The sequence below is a fragment of the Shinella sp. genome (assembly GCF_035998705.1).
Lineage (GTDB): Bacteria > Pseudomonadota > Alphaproteobacteria > Rhizobiales > Rhizobiaceae > Shinella.
The window spans coordinates 33,677-50,802 of record NZ_DASYHH010000009.1; the positions used below are offsets into that span (position 1 = coordinate 33,677).

The 17,126-nt window shown below is 63.9% G+C and carries 19 protein-coding genes and 1 tRNA gene; 5 read left to right on the forward strand and 15 right to left on the reverse strand.

Going from position 1 to position 17,126, the window contains the following annotated elements:
- Nucleotides 1–53: 53 nt before the first annotated feature.
- The 6 genes from VGN93_RS06855 to VGN93_RS06880 form a co-directional block, all read right to left on the reverse strand.
- Nucleotides 54–138 (reverse strand) — tRNA-Leu (locus VGN93_RS06855).
- Nucleotides 139–211: 73 nt separating this feature from the next.
- A complete protein-coding gene (locus VGN93_RS06860; protein WP_319319170.1) occupies nucleotides 212–517 on the reverse strand; it encodes a hypothetical protein in 306 nt (101 codons plus the stop codon).
- Nucleotides 518–620: 103 nt separating this feature from the next.
- Entirely contained in the window at nucleotides 621–1,628 is a 1,008-nt protein-coding gene (locus VGN93_RS06865; RefSeq protein WP_327506869.1) for an inorganic phosphate transporter, read from the reverse strand.
- Nucleotides 1,628–2,272 (reverse strand): DUF47 domain-containing protein, encoded by a 645-nt coding sequence (locus tag VGN93_RS06870; RefSeq protein ID WP_327506870.1) that lies wholly within the window; start codon nucleotides 2,270–2,272, stop codon nucleotides 1,628–1,630. Before VGN93_RS06870 ends, VGN93_RS06865 begins: the two co-directional genes overlap by 1 nt.
- A gap of 114 nt (nucleotides 2,273–2,386) precedes the next feature.
- On the reverse strand, nucleotides 2,387–2,965 hold the full coding sequence (locus tag VGN93_RS06875) for a hypothetical protein (protein ID WP_327506871.1): 579 nt from the start codon (nucleotides 2,963–2,965) through the stop codon (nucleotides 2,387–2,389).
- Between the two features lie 78 nt (nucleotides 2,966–3,043).
- Complete coding sequence (locus VGN93_RS06880) at nucleotides 3,044–4,498, reverse strand: TrkH family potassium uptake protein (protein ID WP_319319159.1); 1,455 nt, start codon at nucleotides 4,496–4,498, stop codon at nucleotides 3,044–3,046.
- A 264-nt stretch (nucleotides 4,499–4,762) separates the two neighbouring features.
- Between VGN93_RS06880 and ilvA the strand changes: the two genes are divergently transcribed.
- The 3 genes from ilvA to VGN93_RS06895 all read left to right on the forward strand — a co-directional run bounded on the left by ilvA (nucleotide 4,763) and on the right by VGN93_RS06895 (nucleotide 7,797).
- Nucleotides 4,763–6,010 (forward strand): threonine ammonia-lyase, encoded by a 1,248-nt coding sequence (gene ilvA / locus VGN93_RS06885; protein ID WP_327506872.1) that lies wholly within the window; start codon nucleotides 4,763–4,765, stop codon nucleotides 6,008–6,010.
- 61 nt (nucleotides 6,011–6,071) lie between these two features.
- Nucleotides 6,072–6,386 (forward strand): HlyU family transcriptional regulator, encoded by a 315-nt coding sequence (locus VGN93_RS06890; protein ID WP_319319154.1) that lies wholly within the window; start codon nucleotides 6,072–6,074, stop codon nucleotides 6,384–6,386.
- Between the two features lie 163 nt (nucleotides 6,387–6,549).
- Nucleotides 6,550–7,797 carry a GGDEF domain-containing protein gene (locus tag VGN93_RS06895; protein WP_319319152.1) on the forward strand — a complete coding sequence of 416 codons (1,248 nt, stop codon included), beginning with the start codon at nucleotides 6,550–6,552 and terminating at the stop codon, nucleotides 7,795–7,797.
- Here the strand turns inward: VGN93_RS06895 and VGN93_RS06900 are convergent.
- Complete coding sequence (locus VGN93_RS06900) at nucleotides 7,794–8,255, reverse strand: Lrp/AsnC family transcriptional regulator (protein ID WP_256116110.1); 462 nt, start codon at nucleotides 8,253–8,255, stop codon at nucleotides 7,794–7,796. The two genes, VGN93_RS06895 and VGN93_RS06900, sit on opposite strands and share 4 nt — an antisense overlap.
- A 164-nt stretch (nucleotides 8,256–8,419) precedes the next feature.
- Between VGN93_RS06900 and ald the strand changes: the two genes are divergently transcribed.
- Entirely contained in the window at nucleotides 8,420–9,538 is a 1,119-nt protein-coding gene (gene ald / locus VGN93_RS06905; RefSeq protein WP_319319148.1) for an alanine dehydrogenase, read from the forward strand.
- Nucleotides 9,539–9,589: 51 nt separating this feature from the next.
- Here ald and VGN93_RS06910 read toward each other — a convergent pair whose 3' ends face one another.
- The 8 genes from VGN93_RS06910 to VGN93_RS06945 all read right to left on the reverse strand — a co-directional run bounded on the left by VGN93_RS06910 (nucleotide 9,590) and on the right by VGN93_RS06945 (nucleotide 16,641).
- Nucleotides 9,590–10,057, reverse strand: coding sequence for a DUF1203 domain-containing protein (locus tag VGN93_RS06910; RefSeq protein WP_327506873.1), 468 nt, complete (start codon nucleotides 10,055–10,057; stop codon nucleotides 9,590–9,592).
- 70 nt (nucleotides 10,058–10,127) lie between these two features.
- Complete coding sequence (locus VGN93_RS06915) at nucleotides 10,128–11,162, reverse strand: phosphotransferase enzyme family protein (protein WP_327506874.1); 1,035 nt, start codon at nucleotides 11,160–11,162, stop codon at nucleotides 10,128–10,130.
- A 182-nt stretch (nucleotides 11,163–11,344) separates the two neighbouring features.
- Entirely contained in the window at nucleotides 11,345–11,905 is a 561-nt protein-coding gene (locus tag VGN93_RS06920; protein ID WP_327506875.1) for an OmpA family protein, read from the reverse strand.
- A gap of 98 nt (nucleotides 11,906–12,003) precedes the next feature.
- Complete coding sequence (locus tag VGN93_RS06925) at nucleotides 12,004–12,594, reverse strand: GNAT family N-acetyltransferase (RefSeq protein WP_327506876.1); 591 nt, start codon at nucleotides 12,592–12,594, stop codon at nucleotides 12,004–12,006.
- Complete coding sequence (gene sseA / locus VGN93_RS06930) at nucleotides 12,594–13,448, reverse strand: 3-mercaptopyruvate sulfurtransferase (protein ID WP_327506877.1); 855 nt, start codon at nucleotides 13,446–13,448, stop codon at nucleotides 12,594–12,596. The genes VGN93_RS06925 and sseA overlap by 1 nt, the downstream gene beginning before the upstream one ends.
- A gap of 11 nt (nucleotides 13,449–13,459) precedes the next feature.
- The gene (locus tag VGN93_RS06935; RefSeq protein WP_319319825.1) at nucleotides 13,460–14,197 is read right to left on the reverse strand and encodes an alanyl-tRNA editing protein; all 738 of its coding nucleotides are present in this window, start codon (nucleotides 14,195–14,197) and stop codon (nucleotides 13,460–13,462) included.
- An 11-nt stretch (nucleotides 14,198–14,208) separates the two neighbouring features.
- Complete coding sequence (locus VGN93_RS06940) at nucleotides 14,209–15,249, reverse strand: cysteine synthase A (protein ID WP_319319132.1); 1,041 nt, start codon at nucleotides 15,247–15,249, stop codon at nucleotides 14,209–14,211.
- A gap of 126 nt (nucleotides 15,250–15,375) precedes the next feature.
- The gene (locus VGN93_RS06945) at nucleotides 15,376–16,641 is read right to left on the reverse strand and encodes a cyclopropane-fatty-acyl-phospholipid synthase family protein (protein ID WP_327506878.1); all 1,266 of its coding nucleotides are present in this window, start codon (nucleotides 16,639–16,641) and stop codon (nucleotides 15,376–15,378) included.
- Between the two features lie 223 nt (nucleotides 16,642–16,864).
- On the opposite strand from VGN93_RS06945, the gene VGN93_RS06950 reads away from it, so the two are divergent.
- Nucleotides 16,865–17,077: a hypothetical protein gene (locus tag VGN93_RS06950; protein ID WP_327506879.1), complete on the forward strand. Its 213-nt coding sequence runs from the start codon at nucleotides 16,865–16,867 to the stop codon at nucleotides 17,075–17,077.
- The last annotated feature ends 49 nt before the right edge of the window (nucleotides 17,078–17,126 follow it).

Below are 17,126 nucleotides of genomic sequence, written 5' to 3' on the forward strand. Positions count from 1 at the left end.
GGGGTGCGGTCCTGTAAGGGCCGCGCCCTTTTTGTTTGTGAAGTTTTAGATGCTGGTGCGGGCGGCGGGGATCGAACCCGCACAGCCAAGGCCGAGAGATTTTAAGTCTCTTGCGTCTACCAGTTTCGCCACGCCCGCTTGGCTCGCTTTTCAGTCAGTTGGGCCGGTTCGTCAAGGCGGCGTTTTGCAAAACCGCCTGTTTGCGAAAACCTTATTTGGTCGGCCTGACGAGCGAGATAACCCGTGGCTTGGAGGGCGCGTCGAGCCATTCGATCCACTTGTCGCGCTCCTCTATCGTGTCGAAGAACCGCCAGAGCTTGAATTCTTCCTCGGTGGTCTCCAGCATCTCGCCGATGGAGGCGAGTTCCAGGGGCAGCGTCACTTCGTTGCCGTCGAAACGCACGAAATAGACCCCCTCGGCCGCAAGACGGATGACCTGACCGGTGCCATAGCTGCCATCGGCGGCGTCGACCGTGAAGTACATGCCGGTGAGGGTGTCGAAAACCTTGTCGTTCATAGCTTTCCAATGCCAGTTCTGAAAAAACCGCGCGGGTTCCATCAGTCTCATTTAATGGACCGTGCCGGAACGTCAATCGCCCGCCTCTCTCCGCCGCGGCGACTTAGCCTCCGATAGCGCTGAACGTCAGGTAGAACAGCGCCGAAATCGCGGCGGCCGAGGGCAGCGTGACGATCCAGGCGATGACGATGTTGCCGGCGAGGCCCCAGCGAACGGCCGAGACGCGGCGGGCGGCGCCGACGCCGATGATGGCGCCGGTGATCGTGTGCGTCGTCGAGACCGGAATGCCGAGCCAGGTGGCGGCGAAGAGGGTGATCGCGCCGCCGGTTTCGGCGCAAAATCCCTGCATCGGGTTGAGGCGGGTGATCTTCGAGCCCATCGTGTGCACGATGCGCCAGCCGCCCATCAGGGTGCCGAGCGCCATGGCCGCCTGGCAGCTGATGACGACCCAGAAGGGGACGTGGAACTCGCTGCCGAGATAGCCTTGCGAGAAGAGCAGAACGGCGATGATGCCCATGGTCTTCTGCGCATCGTTGCCGCCATGGCCGAGCGAATAGAGCGAGGCCGAGATGAACTGCATGACGCGGAAGGTGCGGTCGACGGCGAACGGCGTCTGGCGCACGAAGAGCCAGGAGACGAGGAGCACGAGGACGAGCGCCAGGAAGAAGCCGATCGCCGGCGACAGGAAGATGGCGCTCGCCGTCTTGATGAGGCCGCTCCAGACGACGGCGTCGAAGCCGGTCTTGGCAAGGCCGGCACCGACGAGCCCGCCGATCAGCGCGTGCGACGAGCTCGACGGGATGCCGAAGATCCAGGTGACGACATTCCAGATGATCGCGCCCATCAGGGCCGCGAAGATGACGAGGGGGCTGACGATGCCGGGATCGATGATGCCCTTGCCGAGCGTTTCGGCGACATGCAGGCCGAAGAACAGGAAGGCGATGAAGTTGAAGAAGGCCGCCCACATCACGGCATATTGCGGGCGCAGCACGCGCGTCGAGACGATGGTGGCGATGGAATTCGCCGCATCGTGCAGGCCGTTCAGGAAGTCGAAGAGCAGCGCGATGCCGACGAGCGCGACCAGCAGGGGTAGGGCGAGGGTGGCCTCCATCAGACGTTCTCGATCACGATACCGCTGATCTCGTTCGCCACGTCCTCGAAGCGGTCGACCACCTTTTCCAGTTCGCCATAGATCTCGCTGCCGATGATATAGGCCATCGGATCGGTCTTGCCGTATTGCCTGAAGAGGTTCTTCAGTCCCTGCTCGTGCAGCTCGTCCGAGCGGCCCTCGACGCGGGTGACCTCTTCGGCGATCGCGCTGAGGCGCGTGGCATGCACGCCGACCTTGTCGAGCAGCGGAATGGCCTCGGCGATGAGATGCGCGGCCTTGACGACGGTCTCGCCCATGTCCTGCATGCCGGGCTCGAACTGCGTCTGCTCGTAGAGGCGGATGGTTTTCACCGTCTTGTGCATCATGTCGATGGCGTCGTCCATCGACTGGATCAGGTCCTTGATGTCGCCGCGGTCGAAGGGGGTGATGAAGCTGCGGCGCACGGCGAGCAGCACGTCGCGGGTAATATCGTCGGCCTGGTTTTCCAGTTCGACGATGCGGTCGCAATGTTTTTCCAGATCCGGCCCGCCCGCGAGCACCGAACGGAGGGCTTCGGCGGCGCCGACGACGGTGCGGGAATGCTGCTCGAAATAATCGAAGAAGCGGTCTTCGCGCGGCATGAGTTTGCGAAACAGCGAAAGCATGGAGGCCCCTTACCTGGCTGGGGTTGTCATGCGGCTGTCATAATTCACCGTCAAGGCGCTGGAAAGCCTGGATTCCGGCTTGTCACAATTCTCTGCCTGCCTGTGGAAAACTTGTTACGGTACGATCTTGAACGGCTGTTCGCTGATCGCCACGGCGCCGCTTGCGGCATCGCGGAAGCGGTAGCGCAGCACGTAGTCGCCGGCCGGCGGGCCGCTCAGGTTGAGCGTCAGCTTGGCAAAGACTTCCTGGTTGCGCACGCTGCCCTTGAAGTCGAAGGAGCCGAAGGCCTTCTGCTCGGCGAGCAGGGTGCCCTTGGGGTCGAGAAGTTCGAGATCGACGGTGAAATGCGATTCGAGCAGGCCGCCGTCGCCCGGGCGCCAGGTGAGGCCGACGGGTTCGACATAGGAGATCAGCGCCTCGCCGACCTTGAAGTCGGAGGCGGGGCGGACCGCGTACATGCCGTAGCCTTCCGGCGGGGCGGAAACGAAGACGGCCTTGCCGATGGTGAAGGGCAGGGTGGCGGCGAAGGTGCCGAAGGCATCGCGGATCGTGTTGTGCGCGCCCACCGTGTCGCCGGCGGCGGCCTGTTCCTCCGCCTTCTTCGCCGCGTCCGTAAGCGGTCCGGCAAAGGCGAAGGCCGGCGCGAGCGCGGCGATAAAGGTCAAACGCAACAGGGACTTCGACGCAAACATTCAGTCTTCCTCCAGCCTGATGGCGGCAGGATGCGGAGAAGCGTGACAACAGTCAAGAACGCCAAAGGCGGTACGCGGTCAGCTCTTCCAGAACAGCGGCGTCAGGATGACGAGCACGGTCAGGATTTCGAGACGGCCGAGCAGCATCAGGAAGGAGAGCAGGTAGAGCGCCGCATCGTGAAAAATCGCGAAGGTGCCGGCCGGGCCGATCGCCTGCGTGACGCCGGGGCCGACATTGGAGAGCGAGGTGGCGGAGGCCGAAATCGCCGTCAGCACGTCATAGCCGGCGAGACCCAGCAGGATCGCCCCGATGGCCGAGATCGCCACATAGGTGATGAAGAACAGGAAGACGCCGCGCTGAAGATCGACATCGACCGTCATCGAGCCGTAGCGCACGGCATGGATGCCGTCCGGATAGAGCAGGCGGTAGAGGCCGGTGCGGATGAAATTGAACAGGATGATCAGGCGATAGGCCTTGAGGCCGCCCGCCGTCGAACCCGAACAGCCGCCCATGAAGGTCGCGACGAAGGCGAGCGCCACGATGAAATGGCCCCATTGCGTATAGTCGTCGCTGGCAAAGCCGGTCGTGGAGAGAATGGAGGAGACGGTGAAGAAGGAATGCGCCAGCGCCTCGTGGAAATCGACGCCGTTTTGCAGCCGCTGGAACACGCTTGCGGCAATGGCGAAGGCCACGAGATAGCCGAGGAACACGCGGATCTGCGGATCGCGCCAGGCATCGATGCGCCCGCGCACGACGAAGAGGATGAGCACCGAGAAGGGCAGGCTGGACAGCGTCATGAAGAAGGTGGCGGCCCAGAGCAGCGGCAGGCTCTTGAAATAGCCGAAGGAGGCATCGTGCGTCGAAAGCCCGCCGGTCGCGACCGTCGACATGGCGTGGTTCAGCGCGTCGAAGCGGCTCATGCCCAGCGCCGCATAGGTAATGGCGCAGATGAGGGTGATCGCCACATAGATGGCGAGGAAGGCGCGCGTATAGCTCGCGATGCGGGCGAAGGGCTTGTCGGCGGTATCGGATGATTCGAGCTTGAAGAAGGACATGCCGCCGACGCGCAGATAGGGCATGATGAAGAGGCCGAGCGCGAGAATCCCCACGCCGCCGAGCCAGTGCAGCAGCGAGCGCCACATCAAGACGCCGGGCGGCGCATCGTCGAGGCCGACGATGACGGTGGAGCCGGTCGTGCTGATCGCCGAGACCGATTCGAAGAAGGCCTGCGCGAAGGTGAGGTTCAGCGACGACAGCCACAGCGGGATCGCGCCGATGATGCTGCCGGAAAGCCAGAGCATGTTGACGACGAGGAAGCCCATGCGCTTGTTGAAGGGCGGCGGGCCGGCCCGGGTCGCGGCGGCGGTGGCGAGCGACAGGCCGCCGGTCATGAAGGCGGAGAGAAAGAACACCTCCGAATCGGGATGGCCGTAATAGACGTCGATGAACGCCGGAACGAGCATCGCCACGGACAGGTAGATGCCGCTAATGGCGGCAATGTTGATGGCGGATCGGAAGATGGTGGCGTTCAAGTTCTGGTCTCGAAGAGGCCATGGGCGGCCAGGGCGGGTGGTAACCGTCGCGTCGATATGCCATAGCCTTTGCATTGTCCAAACTCAAGGATGGCTTCCGGCGCGGTCCACCTTGGTTTGGACCGGTTCTGCTGCGCGGCGTCGGAAAGGTTTGAAGAATGATCGGCTTCCCCTGCATCTGTCCTTCCTGAGGCAAGACAAGCAGCTTTCCATCGAACCCAGATCCCTATCGAACCCAGACTCCTATCGAACATGGACCAGAGCATGACATCCGACGTCGACGCGGCCATGGCGGCCTTGCGCGAGCTGTTTCCCGAAACGCCGCTCCAGCTGAACGAACATCTCTCCGCCCGCTACGGCGCGGAGATCTATCTCAAGCGCGAGGACCTCTCGCCGGTGCGCTCCTACAAGATCCGGGGGGCGTTCAACTTCTTCCGCAAAGTCCTTGCCGACGAGAACGGTGCGCGCAGCTTCGTCTGCGCCTCGGCCGGCAACCATGCGCAGGGCTTTGCCTTCGTCTGCCGCCATTTCGGCGTGCCGGGCGTGGTCTTCATGCCGGTGACGACGCCGCAGCAGAAGATCGACAAGACGCGCATTTTTGGCGGCGAATTCGTCACGATCAAGCTCGTCGGCGACTTCTTCGACCAGTGCTACAAGGCGGCCCGCGAGCATGCGGAGGCGACCGGCGCGCTGATGGTGCCGCCCTTCGACCATGTGGACATCATCGAAGGGCAGGCGACGGTGGCGGCCGAAATCGTGGCACAGCTTCCCGATGGCAAGCTGCCCGACCTCGTGGTGCTACCGGTCGGCGGCGGCGGGCTTGCCTCGGGTGTCACCGGCTATCTTGCCGACAGGATCGGCCCGTCCAGCTTCCTGTTCTGCGAACCGGCCGGCGCGCCGAGCCTCAAGCGCAGCCTCGAAAGCGGTGCCGTGGTGACGCTCGACCAGGTCGACAACTTTGTCGACGGTGCCGCGGTCGGACAGATTGGCGCCCTCAATTTTGCAGCCCTCAGCCGGTTTTCGGCCGATCAGGTCATGCTGCTGTCGGAAAACGCGATCTGCGTGACGATGATCGACATGCTGAATGTCGAGGGCGTGGTGCTGGAACCGGCGGGCGCCCTGTCGCTGACGGCGCTGGATGCGCTCGGCCGCGAGGCGCTGGAGGGCAAGACGGTCGTCGCCGTCGTCTCGGGCGGCAATTTCGACTTCGAGCGCCTGCCGGATGTCAAGGAACGCGCCATGCGGCATGCGGGGCTGAAGAAATACTTCATCCTGCGCCTCGCCCAGCGCCCCGGCGCGCTCAAGGATTTTCTCAACATGCTCGGCCCGGACGACGACATCGCCCGCTTCGAATACCTGAAGAAGTCCGCCCGCAACTTCGGCTCCATCCTCATCGGCATCGAGACGAAGGCGCCGGAGAATTTTGCGGCGCTGAAAAAGGCCTTCGACGGCGCGGGCATGCGCTACCAGGACATCACGGAAAACGAAATTCTCGCAAACCTCATCATCTAGGGGCAGGGGCTGGCCGCGCTCTCCTCTTGGAGGGCGCGGCGGCCTGTGTTAGCAATCGGCCATGGCATCGTTCTTTTCAAAACTCTTCGGTCGCGGCGGCGACTCGGCGGCCCCCGCGAAAATCGCGGAGGAAACCGAGGCCTACAACGACCTCACCCTCGTCGCGGCTCCCATTCCGGAAGGCGGCCAGTATCGGCTCGCCGGGCGGATCGAAAAGCGGGACGGCGACCGGGTCTTCACCCGCAGCTTCATCCGCGCCGATCTGTTCTCCTCGCGGGACGACACGGTCGCCTCGACCTTGCGCAAGGCGAAGCAGATCGTCGACCAGCACGGGCCTTCGCTGTTCAGCGACGGCGTGGACAGCCGGCAGGTCTGACCGCTGCCTGGCGATTTGTCGCCCGGGTCTGTGAAGAGTCGAACAAAAGAACGTGAACGCGCTGGAGAACCGGTGCGATTGCCTGTATCCGCAGGAAAAGACTTGTTGCGACTCTTGCCCTGCGTTTAGCTGTCGGGCCAGTCGAAGAATCTGCGGATCGCCCATGGGTACTGAAAATCTGATCCTGCTTCTCATCGAGGCCGGATTCTATTTCGTCTTCATGGTGGGAATCCTGCATCTGCGCCACCAGATCGGCATCGGCGTCTTCATCGCCGCGCTCGGCGTGATGCACTTCCTCGAAACCTATCTCGCTGCCGTCTTTTACATCGAGCTGCCCTTCGGCGTCATCTCGCCGGGCTCCTCCGTGCTGTTCTCCGGCAAGCTGATGATGATTCTCCTTCTCTATGTGAAGGAGGATGCCGCCGTCGTGCGCGCGCCGATCTACGGCCTGCTCGCCGGCAATTTCCTGACGGTCGGCCTCGGCTTCTTCCTGCGCCACCACCAGACGATCGGCGTGGTGCCGGGCCGCGTCGCGGATCTCGCCTTCATCGACGAGATGGGCTGGCTGATGCTCTGGGGCACGACGCTGCTCTATATCGATGCGCTGGCGATCATCCTGCTCTACGAACGGCTGGGGCGGGTGTTCAGGAAGCGCACGGCCATGCGCTTCTTCGTCGCCGGCGTCGTGGTGCTGACCTTCGACCAGATCGGCTTCTTCGCCGCTCTGCATTTGCTCAACGGTGCGCCGGTCGAAGTCTTCTGGGGCGGCTGGATTGCGAAGATGATGGCGGCCTGCGCCTATGCGGTGCTGATCACCATCTATCTCTCCTATTCGCGCATTTCCGCCATTCCCGTCTCGCCGCGGCCGATCTCGGACATCTTTGCCGATCTCACCTTCCGCGAACGCTACGAGGACCTGCTGGACCGGTCCGGCCGCGATGCGCTGACCGGCGTCTACGATCGCAGCCGCCTGGAATTCGAGGCGCCGCGCATGCTTTCCGCCATGCTGGTGGCCGGCAAGCCGATGGCTTTGATGATCATCGATGCCGACCATTTCAAGGACGTCAACGACCGCTTCGGCCACCTCGCCGGCGACGGCGTGCTGAAGGAGACGGCCGCCTGCCTGCAACGGGCGCTGCGCGGCACCGACCGCGTCTTCCGCTTCGGCGGCGAGGAATTCGTGGTGATCTGCGAGGATGTCACGCCAGAGGTCGGCGCCGAGCGCGCGGAAGCCCTGCGCCGCATCGTGGAGGTGGAGGTCCGCCGGCCGGACGGCGTGCCGGTGACGGTCAGCATCGGCATCGCCAACAGCTACAACGACGGCACGACGCTGAACGCCCTGCTTTCGGCCGCCGATGCCAGGCTCTATGCCGCAAAGAACGCCGGTCGCAACCGGGTTATCGCGAGCTAAATGCCGACATTCGGCCGGTCGATGATCTCGCGCAGCGCAAAGCTCGAATTGATCTTCACCACATGCGGCAGCGCCGACAGCCAGTCGCGGTGGATGCGCTCGTAGTCTTCCAGGTCCTTGGCGGCGACGCGCAGGATATAGTCGTATTCGCCCGACATCAGGTAGCAGACGAGCACGTTGGGGCAGAGCTTCACCGCGGATTCGAACTCGTTCAGCGTCTTGGCGAACTGGCCGGAAAGCGAGATGTGCACGATGGCGATCATCTTGTAGTCGAGCGCCTTCGGCGAGACGCGGGCGTGATAGCCGTTGATGACACCGGATTTTTCGAGAATGTCGAGCCGGCGCGAGCAGGCCGACGGCGACAGCCCGACGCGCTCGGCAAGCTCCGCATTGGAGATCCGGCCGTTCTGTTGGATAACCCTCAGGATCGCAGTATCGATTGCATCCAGATGCGCCATTCGAATTTCTTTCGAAATTTCCGCTGATATTCGCAGAATATTCGACAATCGTGCATTTCGCAAACCTGCTTTGCAAGGACATTGCACGCGTCCTCTGCTTCCATAGTGGTCCCCGCCGGCAAGCGGCGGCAATGAACGGGAACAGCACTGGGAGAGGAACGCGCATGCGTATCGGTTGTCCGAAGGAAATCAAGAATCACGAATATCGGGTGGGCCTGACGCCAGGGGCCGTGCGCGAATATGTGGCCCATGGCCATGAGGTTCTCGTCGAGACCAAGGCCGGCGCCGGCATCGGCGCAGACGACGACACCTACCGCGCCGCCGGCGCAAAAATCGTGGCCACCGCCGCGGATATTTTTCAGAAATCCGACATGGTGGTGAAGGTCAAGGAGCCGCAGCCCTCCGAATGGGCGCAGCTGCGCGACGGACAGATTCTCTACACCTACCTGCATCTGGCACCCGATCCGGAACAGACCAAGGGCCTGCTCGCCTCCGGCGTCACCGCCATCGCCTATGAGACGGTGACGGACGAGCGCGGCGGCCTGCCGCTGCTCGCACCCATGTCCGAAGTTGCCGGCCGTCTCTCCATCCAGGCGGGCGCCACCGCGCTGCAGAAGGCCAATGGCGGCCGCGGCATCCTGCTCGGCGGGGTGCCGGGCGTGCTGCCGGCCAAGGTCGCGATCATCGGCGGCGGTGTCGTCGGTCTCCATGCCGCGAAGATGGCGGCCGGCCTCGGTGCCGACGTGTCGATCGTCGATCGCTCGATCCCGCGCCTGCGCCAGCTCGACGACATTTTCGGCGGCCGTATCCACACGCGCTATTCGACGATCGATGCGCTGGAAGAGGAAGTCTTCTCCGCCGATCTCGTCATCGGCGCCGTGCTGATCCCCGGTGCCGCCGCGCCGAAACTCGTCACCCGCGAAATGCTCTCGGGCATGAAGAGGGGCGCGGTCATCGTCGATGTCGCCATCGACCAGGGCGGCTGCTTCGAGACCTCGCACGCCACCACCCATTCCGACCCGACCTACGAGGTCGACGGCGTCGTGCACTATTGTGTGGCCAACATGCCGGGCGCGGTGCCCGTCACCTCCGCCCATGCGCTGAACAATGCGACGCTGCATTACGGCCTGCAACTCGCCGACAAGGGCCTGAAGGCGATCGCCGAGGACCGGCACCTGCGCGCCGGCCTCAACGTGCACCGGGGCCGCGTGACCAACCGTCCGGTCGCCGATGCGCTCGGCTACGAGGCCTATGCCCCGGAAGCAGTGCTGAACGTCGCCTGATCCGGCCTGCATGCAATGAAGGAAGAAAGCCCGGAGCGATCCGGGCCTTTTTCATGCGCGCTCGACGCGGCACTGGTAACAATTGTTGCGCGCCGAGCGGATGTGGAGATAGGCGACATCCGCGCGCGCCAACAGCGCGGCGGCATAGTCGGGAATATCGCCGGTCGGCACCACGGCGCCGGTGCCGTAGAGGATGCGGTCTCTCGCCGAATAGCCGCGCACGATATAGTCGCGGCTGGTCAGCATCGGCGGCAGGTCCTGCGACGGACCATGGGCGGCGCAGGGCTCGGCATGCAGGAAGATCGGGCCGGTTTCCGCATAGGGCTGGAGGGCCGGGAAGGGGCGGTGCGCCAGGACGAGATAGGTCTCGCCGGCCCCCACGAGCCGCAGGCAGTGGCGACAGGGCACGCCGTCGCCGTCGGAGACATGCCGCTCCGGCACCATGCCATAGGCATCCTTGCCACCGCTCCAGTAGGCGGTCGCGGTTTCGGTCGGCATGGGCAGGAAACGAAGGGACATCTTTGGCGGCTCCGGTTGCAAGGTGCCGCAATCCTTCATCATTGGCCGCGATTGCGACACCCGATTCCCGTCAGACCGGTTTGCGAAACGCCTTGTCGCATTGCTCGAGCAGCCGGATCGGGTCGATCACCGGATCGGCAAGGCAGAGGCCCACCATGGTTTTCGCGATGTGCTGGTAGTAGGCCTCGTTCGCCTCGGCGGACGTGATGTTTTTCGCGATGGCCTCGCGCCGGTCTTTCAACCGCTTGCGCAGCGATGGCAGCGGCACAACCTCGGCGACGGAAAAAAGCCGGTCGCGGATCTTCAGGTGCCATATCCGCTGCCGCCGTGCGGCGAGCAGCCGGGTGGTGGCGGTGAAGACGAGATCCGGCGCGTGTGCCAGCCAGGTCGCGCGCAGGTCGGCGGCACAGGTGCCGAGATAACCGTCGAGCAGGCTGCGGCGCTGTGCGGTCTGCCGACAGAAGGGTCGCATCATCGTTGCGGCAAGCTCTATGCCCGAAATGTCATAGGTCATCAGTTCATAGTCGATCAGGCCGATCGCATGCTCGTCCTGCTCGATGATATTGCTGCCGTAGAGGTCGCCATGGGTCAGCTGGGTGGCCGGCAGGCGTCGCATGCGTGCCAGGCTCTCCTCGATCCAACGCCGCTCTTCCGGGCTGTGCAGGGCGCCGGACCGGGCGAGGTAACCCTCATGCGGCAGGACCGGCCGGCGGCGTTCGAAGAGCGCCCCGGTGGCGGCCCCCTCGATCGTGTTGAGCCTGGCGAGCGTGCGGCCAAGCGCTGCGAGCGCTGCCGGATGCGCCTTCTGGGTCAGCGGCTTGCCGGGCAGGTAGGAGAGCGCCAGCCAATGGCCGCCGGCCTTGATGGCGTCGGCCCACGACGCGGTGCCGGCACAGACATGCTGGGCGGATATGCCGGCCGCCTCCAGCCGTCCGACCGCGTCCTCGAAGCGGTCCTTCGTCGATTTCAGCAGGAAGAAATGCAGCACATAGGTCTGCTGCTCGAAGACGACGATGCGCTTCTGGATGCTGAGGCGCCGCTTGGTGTGCAGGACGCGCACCCGCTTGCCAAGCAAATCGCGAAGATCGGGGGTGGGGCTGTCCATGCGAGCGAAAAATTCCGTTTGTATGCCGATCGATCCGTCCACGGCTCCATCGCCTTCGGGAAATGCTCGTGACAGTCATATGACATAGTTGCCCGGTCGTTTCCAGCGCCGAAGTAGGCCGCCAAAACGACATCACCGCGAGAGCCTGCCGGCGCCCGCGGTGATGCTTTCAGGAGGGGAAATCAGCGCACGAACTCGTCGATGCGGCGCAGCGTCACGCGCCGGTTGCGCCATTCCTCGTTCTGCGTCGGCACCAGCAGGTAGTCCTCGCCGTAGCCGACCGTTTCGAGCGCGCGGTAGGGGATATAGAATTCCTGCACGAGCAGCCGCTTCAGCGATTCGGCGCGGCGCTCCGACAACACCTGGTTGGATGCGGCCGAACCGATGGCATCGGTATGGCCTTCGATGAGGAAGACGGCGCGGCGGCGGCGCTTGAGGAGTTGCTCCATGGCCCGCGCGATCTGGCGCACCTTGCCATATTCCGAGCGCGGAATATCCGCCGAACCGAAGGCGAAGTTGATCGACTGGATGTTGATCGAGGGTGCGGCACCGCGCAGGTCCGGACGGCGCTTGAATTCGCGCACGGTCACCCGTTCCTCTTCGCGCAGGCGGCGCGAGGGTGCCGCGTCGAGACGGCGCAGGATGATCTCCGAGGACGGGGTTTCCTGCGCGACAGCGAGGCCCGAAAAGGCGGGGACGGCAAGGGCGGTGGCGAACGCGGTCAGAAAGGCGCGGCGTTGCATGGCGATGTTTCCTGTTCGTTTGATCGTCTGTTGAACGGAAATTGCCATGGGCGGTCTGAAAGGGAGCTGAACCGGCTGTTGGCTCCCGTTCAGATTGATTAACGCGGCTCCGGCGGCAGCAGACAATCCCGCTTGGCGAGCGCCAGCAGCTCGGCGTCGGAGAGCGGAACGATCTCGGCATCCCGCGTGCCGACCGGCGAGAAGCCGAACATCTGGTAGAGCTGGAGGGCGCGCGGATGGTCGAGGTTGTTGGTGGTGACTGTCACGCGCTTCGGCCCGAGCGACCAGGCGGCATAGAGCGTCTGGAGCAGGAACCACTTGCCGATGCCGAGCCCGAGCGCGCGCTCGAACAGGCCGAAATGCGAGAGCTCGACCACGTCCTCGTCGATCTGCGACAGCTCGAAGAAACCGGCGGGCGCGCCGTTGACATAGAGCACCGTCACGCTGTTGCGCTTGTCGTAGAGCGTTTTGGCGAGCGTCTCGTCGTTCATGCGCAGCCGGTCGACCCAGTGCCAGCGGCTGCCGACCTGCCGATAGAGGAAGCGGTAGAAGGCGAGCGGGATTTCCGGCGCATTGAGGATCGCGGTGTGCACGTTGACCGGCACCGGCAGGCTCTGCTTCGGCGGCGCGGTCATTTCGAGCGCCGTGATATGCACGGCGATCGGTGCGGCCTGGGTCTTCTTCGCCATCAGTCTTTTCCCGTCACGACCGGCGTATCGTCCCGGCCACCCCACTCGGACCAGGAGCCGTCATAGAGCGTATTGTTGTCATGGCCGAGCGAGGTGAGCGCCAGCGTGATGATCGCCGCCGTGATGCCCGAGCCGCAACTGGTGACGACCGGCTTCGAAAGGTCGATGCCCGAATCCTCGAAATGTTTTCGCAGGCTTGCGAGGTCCTTGAACTTGCCGTCGACCGAGAAGGTGCCCGACGGCAGGCTCTTTGCGCCCGGCATGTGGCCGGAGCGCATGCCGGCGCGGGGTTCGGCTTCCTCTCCGGTGAAGCGCCCGGCGCCACGGGCATCGGCGATCTGCTTCGACCCCGTCGAGACGATGCCGCGCATCTCCTCGAAGGAGGTGTCGGCATAAGGATTGAAGTTGGTGTGGAAGACGGCGGGGGCGGGCTCCGGCAGGTCGGTCTGCAGGGGCCGGCCTTCATTCTTCCAGCCGTCGATGCCGCCGTCCATGACGAAGACGTTCTTGGCCCCCATCGTGCGGAACAGCCACCAGACGCGCGGCGCCGTGAAGATGCCGGGGCCGTCATAGACGACGATCGTATCCGTATCCGAAATGCCGAGCTTGCCCACTTCTGTGGCGAAGTAGGCCGGCGAGGGCACGGTATGCGGCAGGGGGCTCGAATGATCGGCGATCACGTCCTGATCGAAGAACACGGCGCCGGGAACGTGGCCGGCGGCATATTCCAGAGCGCCGTTGCGGTTCTGCGCCGGCAGATACCAGGACGCATCGACGATGCGGAATTCCGGCGCGCCGAGCTGCTTTTCCACCCAATCCGCCGAGACGACGAACCTGCTCTTGTCATTGGACATGGTTTTCTCCTTCAGGCCTCGGATCCGGGCGCACCGAAGCGGATGCGGAACCGGCGGTTCTCCTTGCCCTTCTTCTCGATCTTGCCGATGTGGATGGCGCCCACTTCCTGCGTTTCGGAGACATGCGTGCCGCCGCAGGGCTGGCTGTCGACCGAAGAATTTTCGCCGATGCAGACGAGGCTGACGCGGCCGAGGCCCATCGGCGGGCGCACGTTCTTCGATTTCACAATGCCGGGATTGGCGGCGAGTTCCGCATCGGTGATCCACTGCACGAAGATCGGATGGTTTTCCTCGACGAGCTTCATCAGCTTGTCCGTCACCTCCTGCCTGTCGATGGTCTCGCTCATGTCGAAATCGACCCGGCTGTCATCCTCGCCGACGGCGGCACCGGTGATGGGGTAGGGGCAGACGACGGAGAGCAGGTGGCAGGCGGTGTGCATGCGCATCAGCTTGTAGCGGCGCGCCCAGTCGATATGGGCGACCACCGTCTCGCCGACGATCGGCGACGCCTCGCCCTCCAGCGGGCGGTGGATGATGATCTCTTTCGTGCCGCCATTGACGGCCGGGCCGAGCGCGATGCGGGAACCGTCGGCGCGCTCCAGAAAGCCGGTATCGCCCGGCTGGCCGCCGGAGGTCGCGTAGAAACAGGTCTGGTCGAGCTCGATGCCGCCGTCCTCGTGCACCGCCGTCACCACCGCCTCGTTTGTCGAAAGATAAAAATCGTCGCGAAAGAGGGCAGTGGTTGGCAGGGACATGAGACCTATTCGACCGGCTGATAGGGGACCTTGATCCCCGATTTCGCCTTCAGCCACGCCGGAACCGGCAGGCCCTTCGAATCGAGGAAGTCCGCGTTGAAGAGTTTGGACTGATAGCGGTTAGCATAGTCGCAGAGGATCGTCACGATCGTGTGGCCGGGGCCGAGGTCCCTGGCAAGCCGGATCGCGCCGGCAATGTTGATGCCCGACGAGCCGCCAAGCGCGATGCCTTCCTTCTCGATCAGGTCGAAGACCAGCGGAACCGCCTCGGAATCCGGAATATTGTAGGAATAGTCCGGCGTGAACCCTTCCAGGTTCGCCGTGATGCGGCCCTGGCCGATGCCTTCGGTGATCGAGCTGCCGGCGGATTTCAGTTCGCCATGCGCATAATAGTTGTAGAGTGCCGCGCCATCCGGATCGGCAAGCGCGATCTTGATGTTCGGGTTTTTCGCCCTCAGGCCCGCCGCCACGCCGGCCAGCGTTCCGCCGGAACCGACGGCCGAGACGAAGCCGTCCACCTTGCCATCCGTGTCGCGCCAGATTTCCGGCGCCGTCGTCTCGATATGGGCGTCGCGGTTGGCGACATTGTCGAACTGGTTGGCCCAGATCGCGCCGTTCGGCTCGGTCCTGGCAAGCTGCTCGGCAAGCCGCCCGGAAAGTTTTACGTAGTTGTTCGGGTTCTTGTAGGGAACGGCAGGCACCTCGACGAGCTCTGCGCCGAGCAGGCGCAGCGCGTCCTTCTTTTCCTGGCTCTGGGTTTCCGGGATGACGATGACGGTGCGGTAGCCGAGCGCCTGCGCGACGAGCGCCAGCCCGATGCCGGTATTGCCGGCCGTGCCCTCGACGATGACGCCGCCGGGACGCAGTGCTCCGGAGCGTTCCGCCGCGCGGATGATATAGAGTGCGGCGCGGTCCTTGACCGACTGGCCGGGGTTCAGGAATTCCGCCTTGCCGAGGATTTCGCAGCCCGTCGCATCGGACGCCCCCTTGAGCCGGATCAGCGGCGTATTGCCGATTGCATCCAGAACGGACGGAAGAATTGCCATGGGACCCGAGCCTCGCGTTTTAAACCTAGATTAGGAAACGTCTTTTCGGCCGGCAAGCGGCGCTTTGCAAGAAATCGTGTTCCCTGAGAGTGAGCTTCCAGAGGGATTTTTTTTAACCTGCGCGTGTCAGGCGAGGGGACGGGTATAAACCACCTGCCGCACGTCGATGTTTCGCGCCCGAAAACCCGCTTCGCAATAGTAGAAGTAGAACTCCCAGAGTTTCCGGAAGCGCTCGTCGAAGCCGAGCGGCACGATGCGCTCCCAGGCCGCCCAGAAGCGGTGGCGCCATTCGGCAAGGGTGCGGGCATAGTCGTGGCCGAAACCGATGTCGGAGGCCGTCGACAGCCCGAACTGCCGGCCGAGTGACGCCAGATGCTCGCGGGTCGGCAGCATGCCGCCGGGGAAGACGTATTTCTGGATGAAATCCGGGTTCGCCCGGTAGTCGGCATAGGCTTCCTGCAGGATGGTGATGATCTGCAGGCCGGCGCGCCCGCCCGGCTTCAGGCATTCGTTCAGCTTGGAAAAATAGGCCGGCCAGTATTTCTCGCCGACCGCCTCGAACATCTCGATCGAGACGATGCGGTCGTAGGTGCCCGTCTCGTCGCGGTAGTCCTGGAACTTCAGCTCGACCCGGTCGGTGAGACCGGCTTTGGCCATGCGCTCGCGCGCAAAGGCGAGCTGCTCGCGGCTGATCGTCAGGCCCGTGACCTTGCAGCCGATCTCGCCGGCGGCGAACTCGGCAAAGCCGCCCCAGCCGCAGCCGATTTCCAGCACATGGTCGTTCGGGCCGATGCCGGTCGCCTCGGCAAGGGCGCGATATTTCGCGACCTGCGCGGAGGTGAGGTCGTTTGCGCCGCGCGAATAGAGCGCGGAGGAATAGGTCATCGTCGGGTCGAGCCACTGGGAATAGAAGTCGTTGCCGAGATCGTAATGCGCCGAGATATTGCGCTGCGAGCCGCGGCGGGTATTGGCGTTCAGCCAGTGGCGGAATTTTTCGACGAGCAGGAGCAGCCCGCGCGGGCCGTTCGTATAGTTGCTGACGATGTTCGTATTGACCAGGACGAGCTCGAGGAAGGTGCCGGCGTCCGGGCTTTCCCAATCGCCGTCCATATAGCTTTCGGCGACGCCGATCGTGCCACCGCTGACGGCGCGGTACACCAGGTTCCAGTTGTTGAGTTTCACGATTGCGTTCGGGCCGGGCGTCGTGCCGCGGATCACGAAGGTCTGGCCGCTCGGCACCGTTATGGCGAGCGCACCGGTTTCCAGTCCGAGCAGGCCGCGCAACACCATTTTCGCGCGGAACGGCAGTCCCTTCGCGCGGGTGGCGAAATTGGCCGTCGTCAACAGGTCGTGATCTGAAAATGTCTGTCCCGAAATCAACTCAGTATTCATCGATTGCCCCTCTGCCAACCCGACGCAAGGGTAAGCTAGCGTCAATGGTCCTGAACGCAAGACGTGAATCATGACAGGTCGGATCACAAAATTGCGCAAGGCCGGCCGAAAAGGCGTCGGGCTTTAACGACCTGTTAGGAAACATGGTTAATTTTGCGTCTATTCGGCGCGCGGGCGGGAACCGAAATCCTGTCTGGCCGTTCGGTGGGAAACGGGAGATACCATGATGCTTTTCGGATTTTTTCAGGTGAACCCGGTCGACCGCGACAACGACATGGCCACCGGCACCTATGCGGACGGGATAATCGGAACGCCGCTCGCCGACACCTCGGTGCGGCCGCGCGATCGCAGCCAGACCTTCCGCCGCGCAATGCCCGATCGCGATTATGGCCTCGCCCGCAGCGCCGGCCAGGCGGGTGCCGGAATGGTGGCCTGAGGGACCAAGCGCCGGGAACAAAGAACTGCCCGGCGCGTTTCTTCTCTGC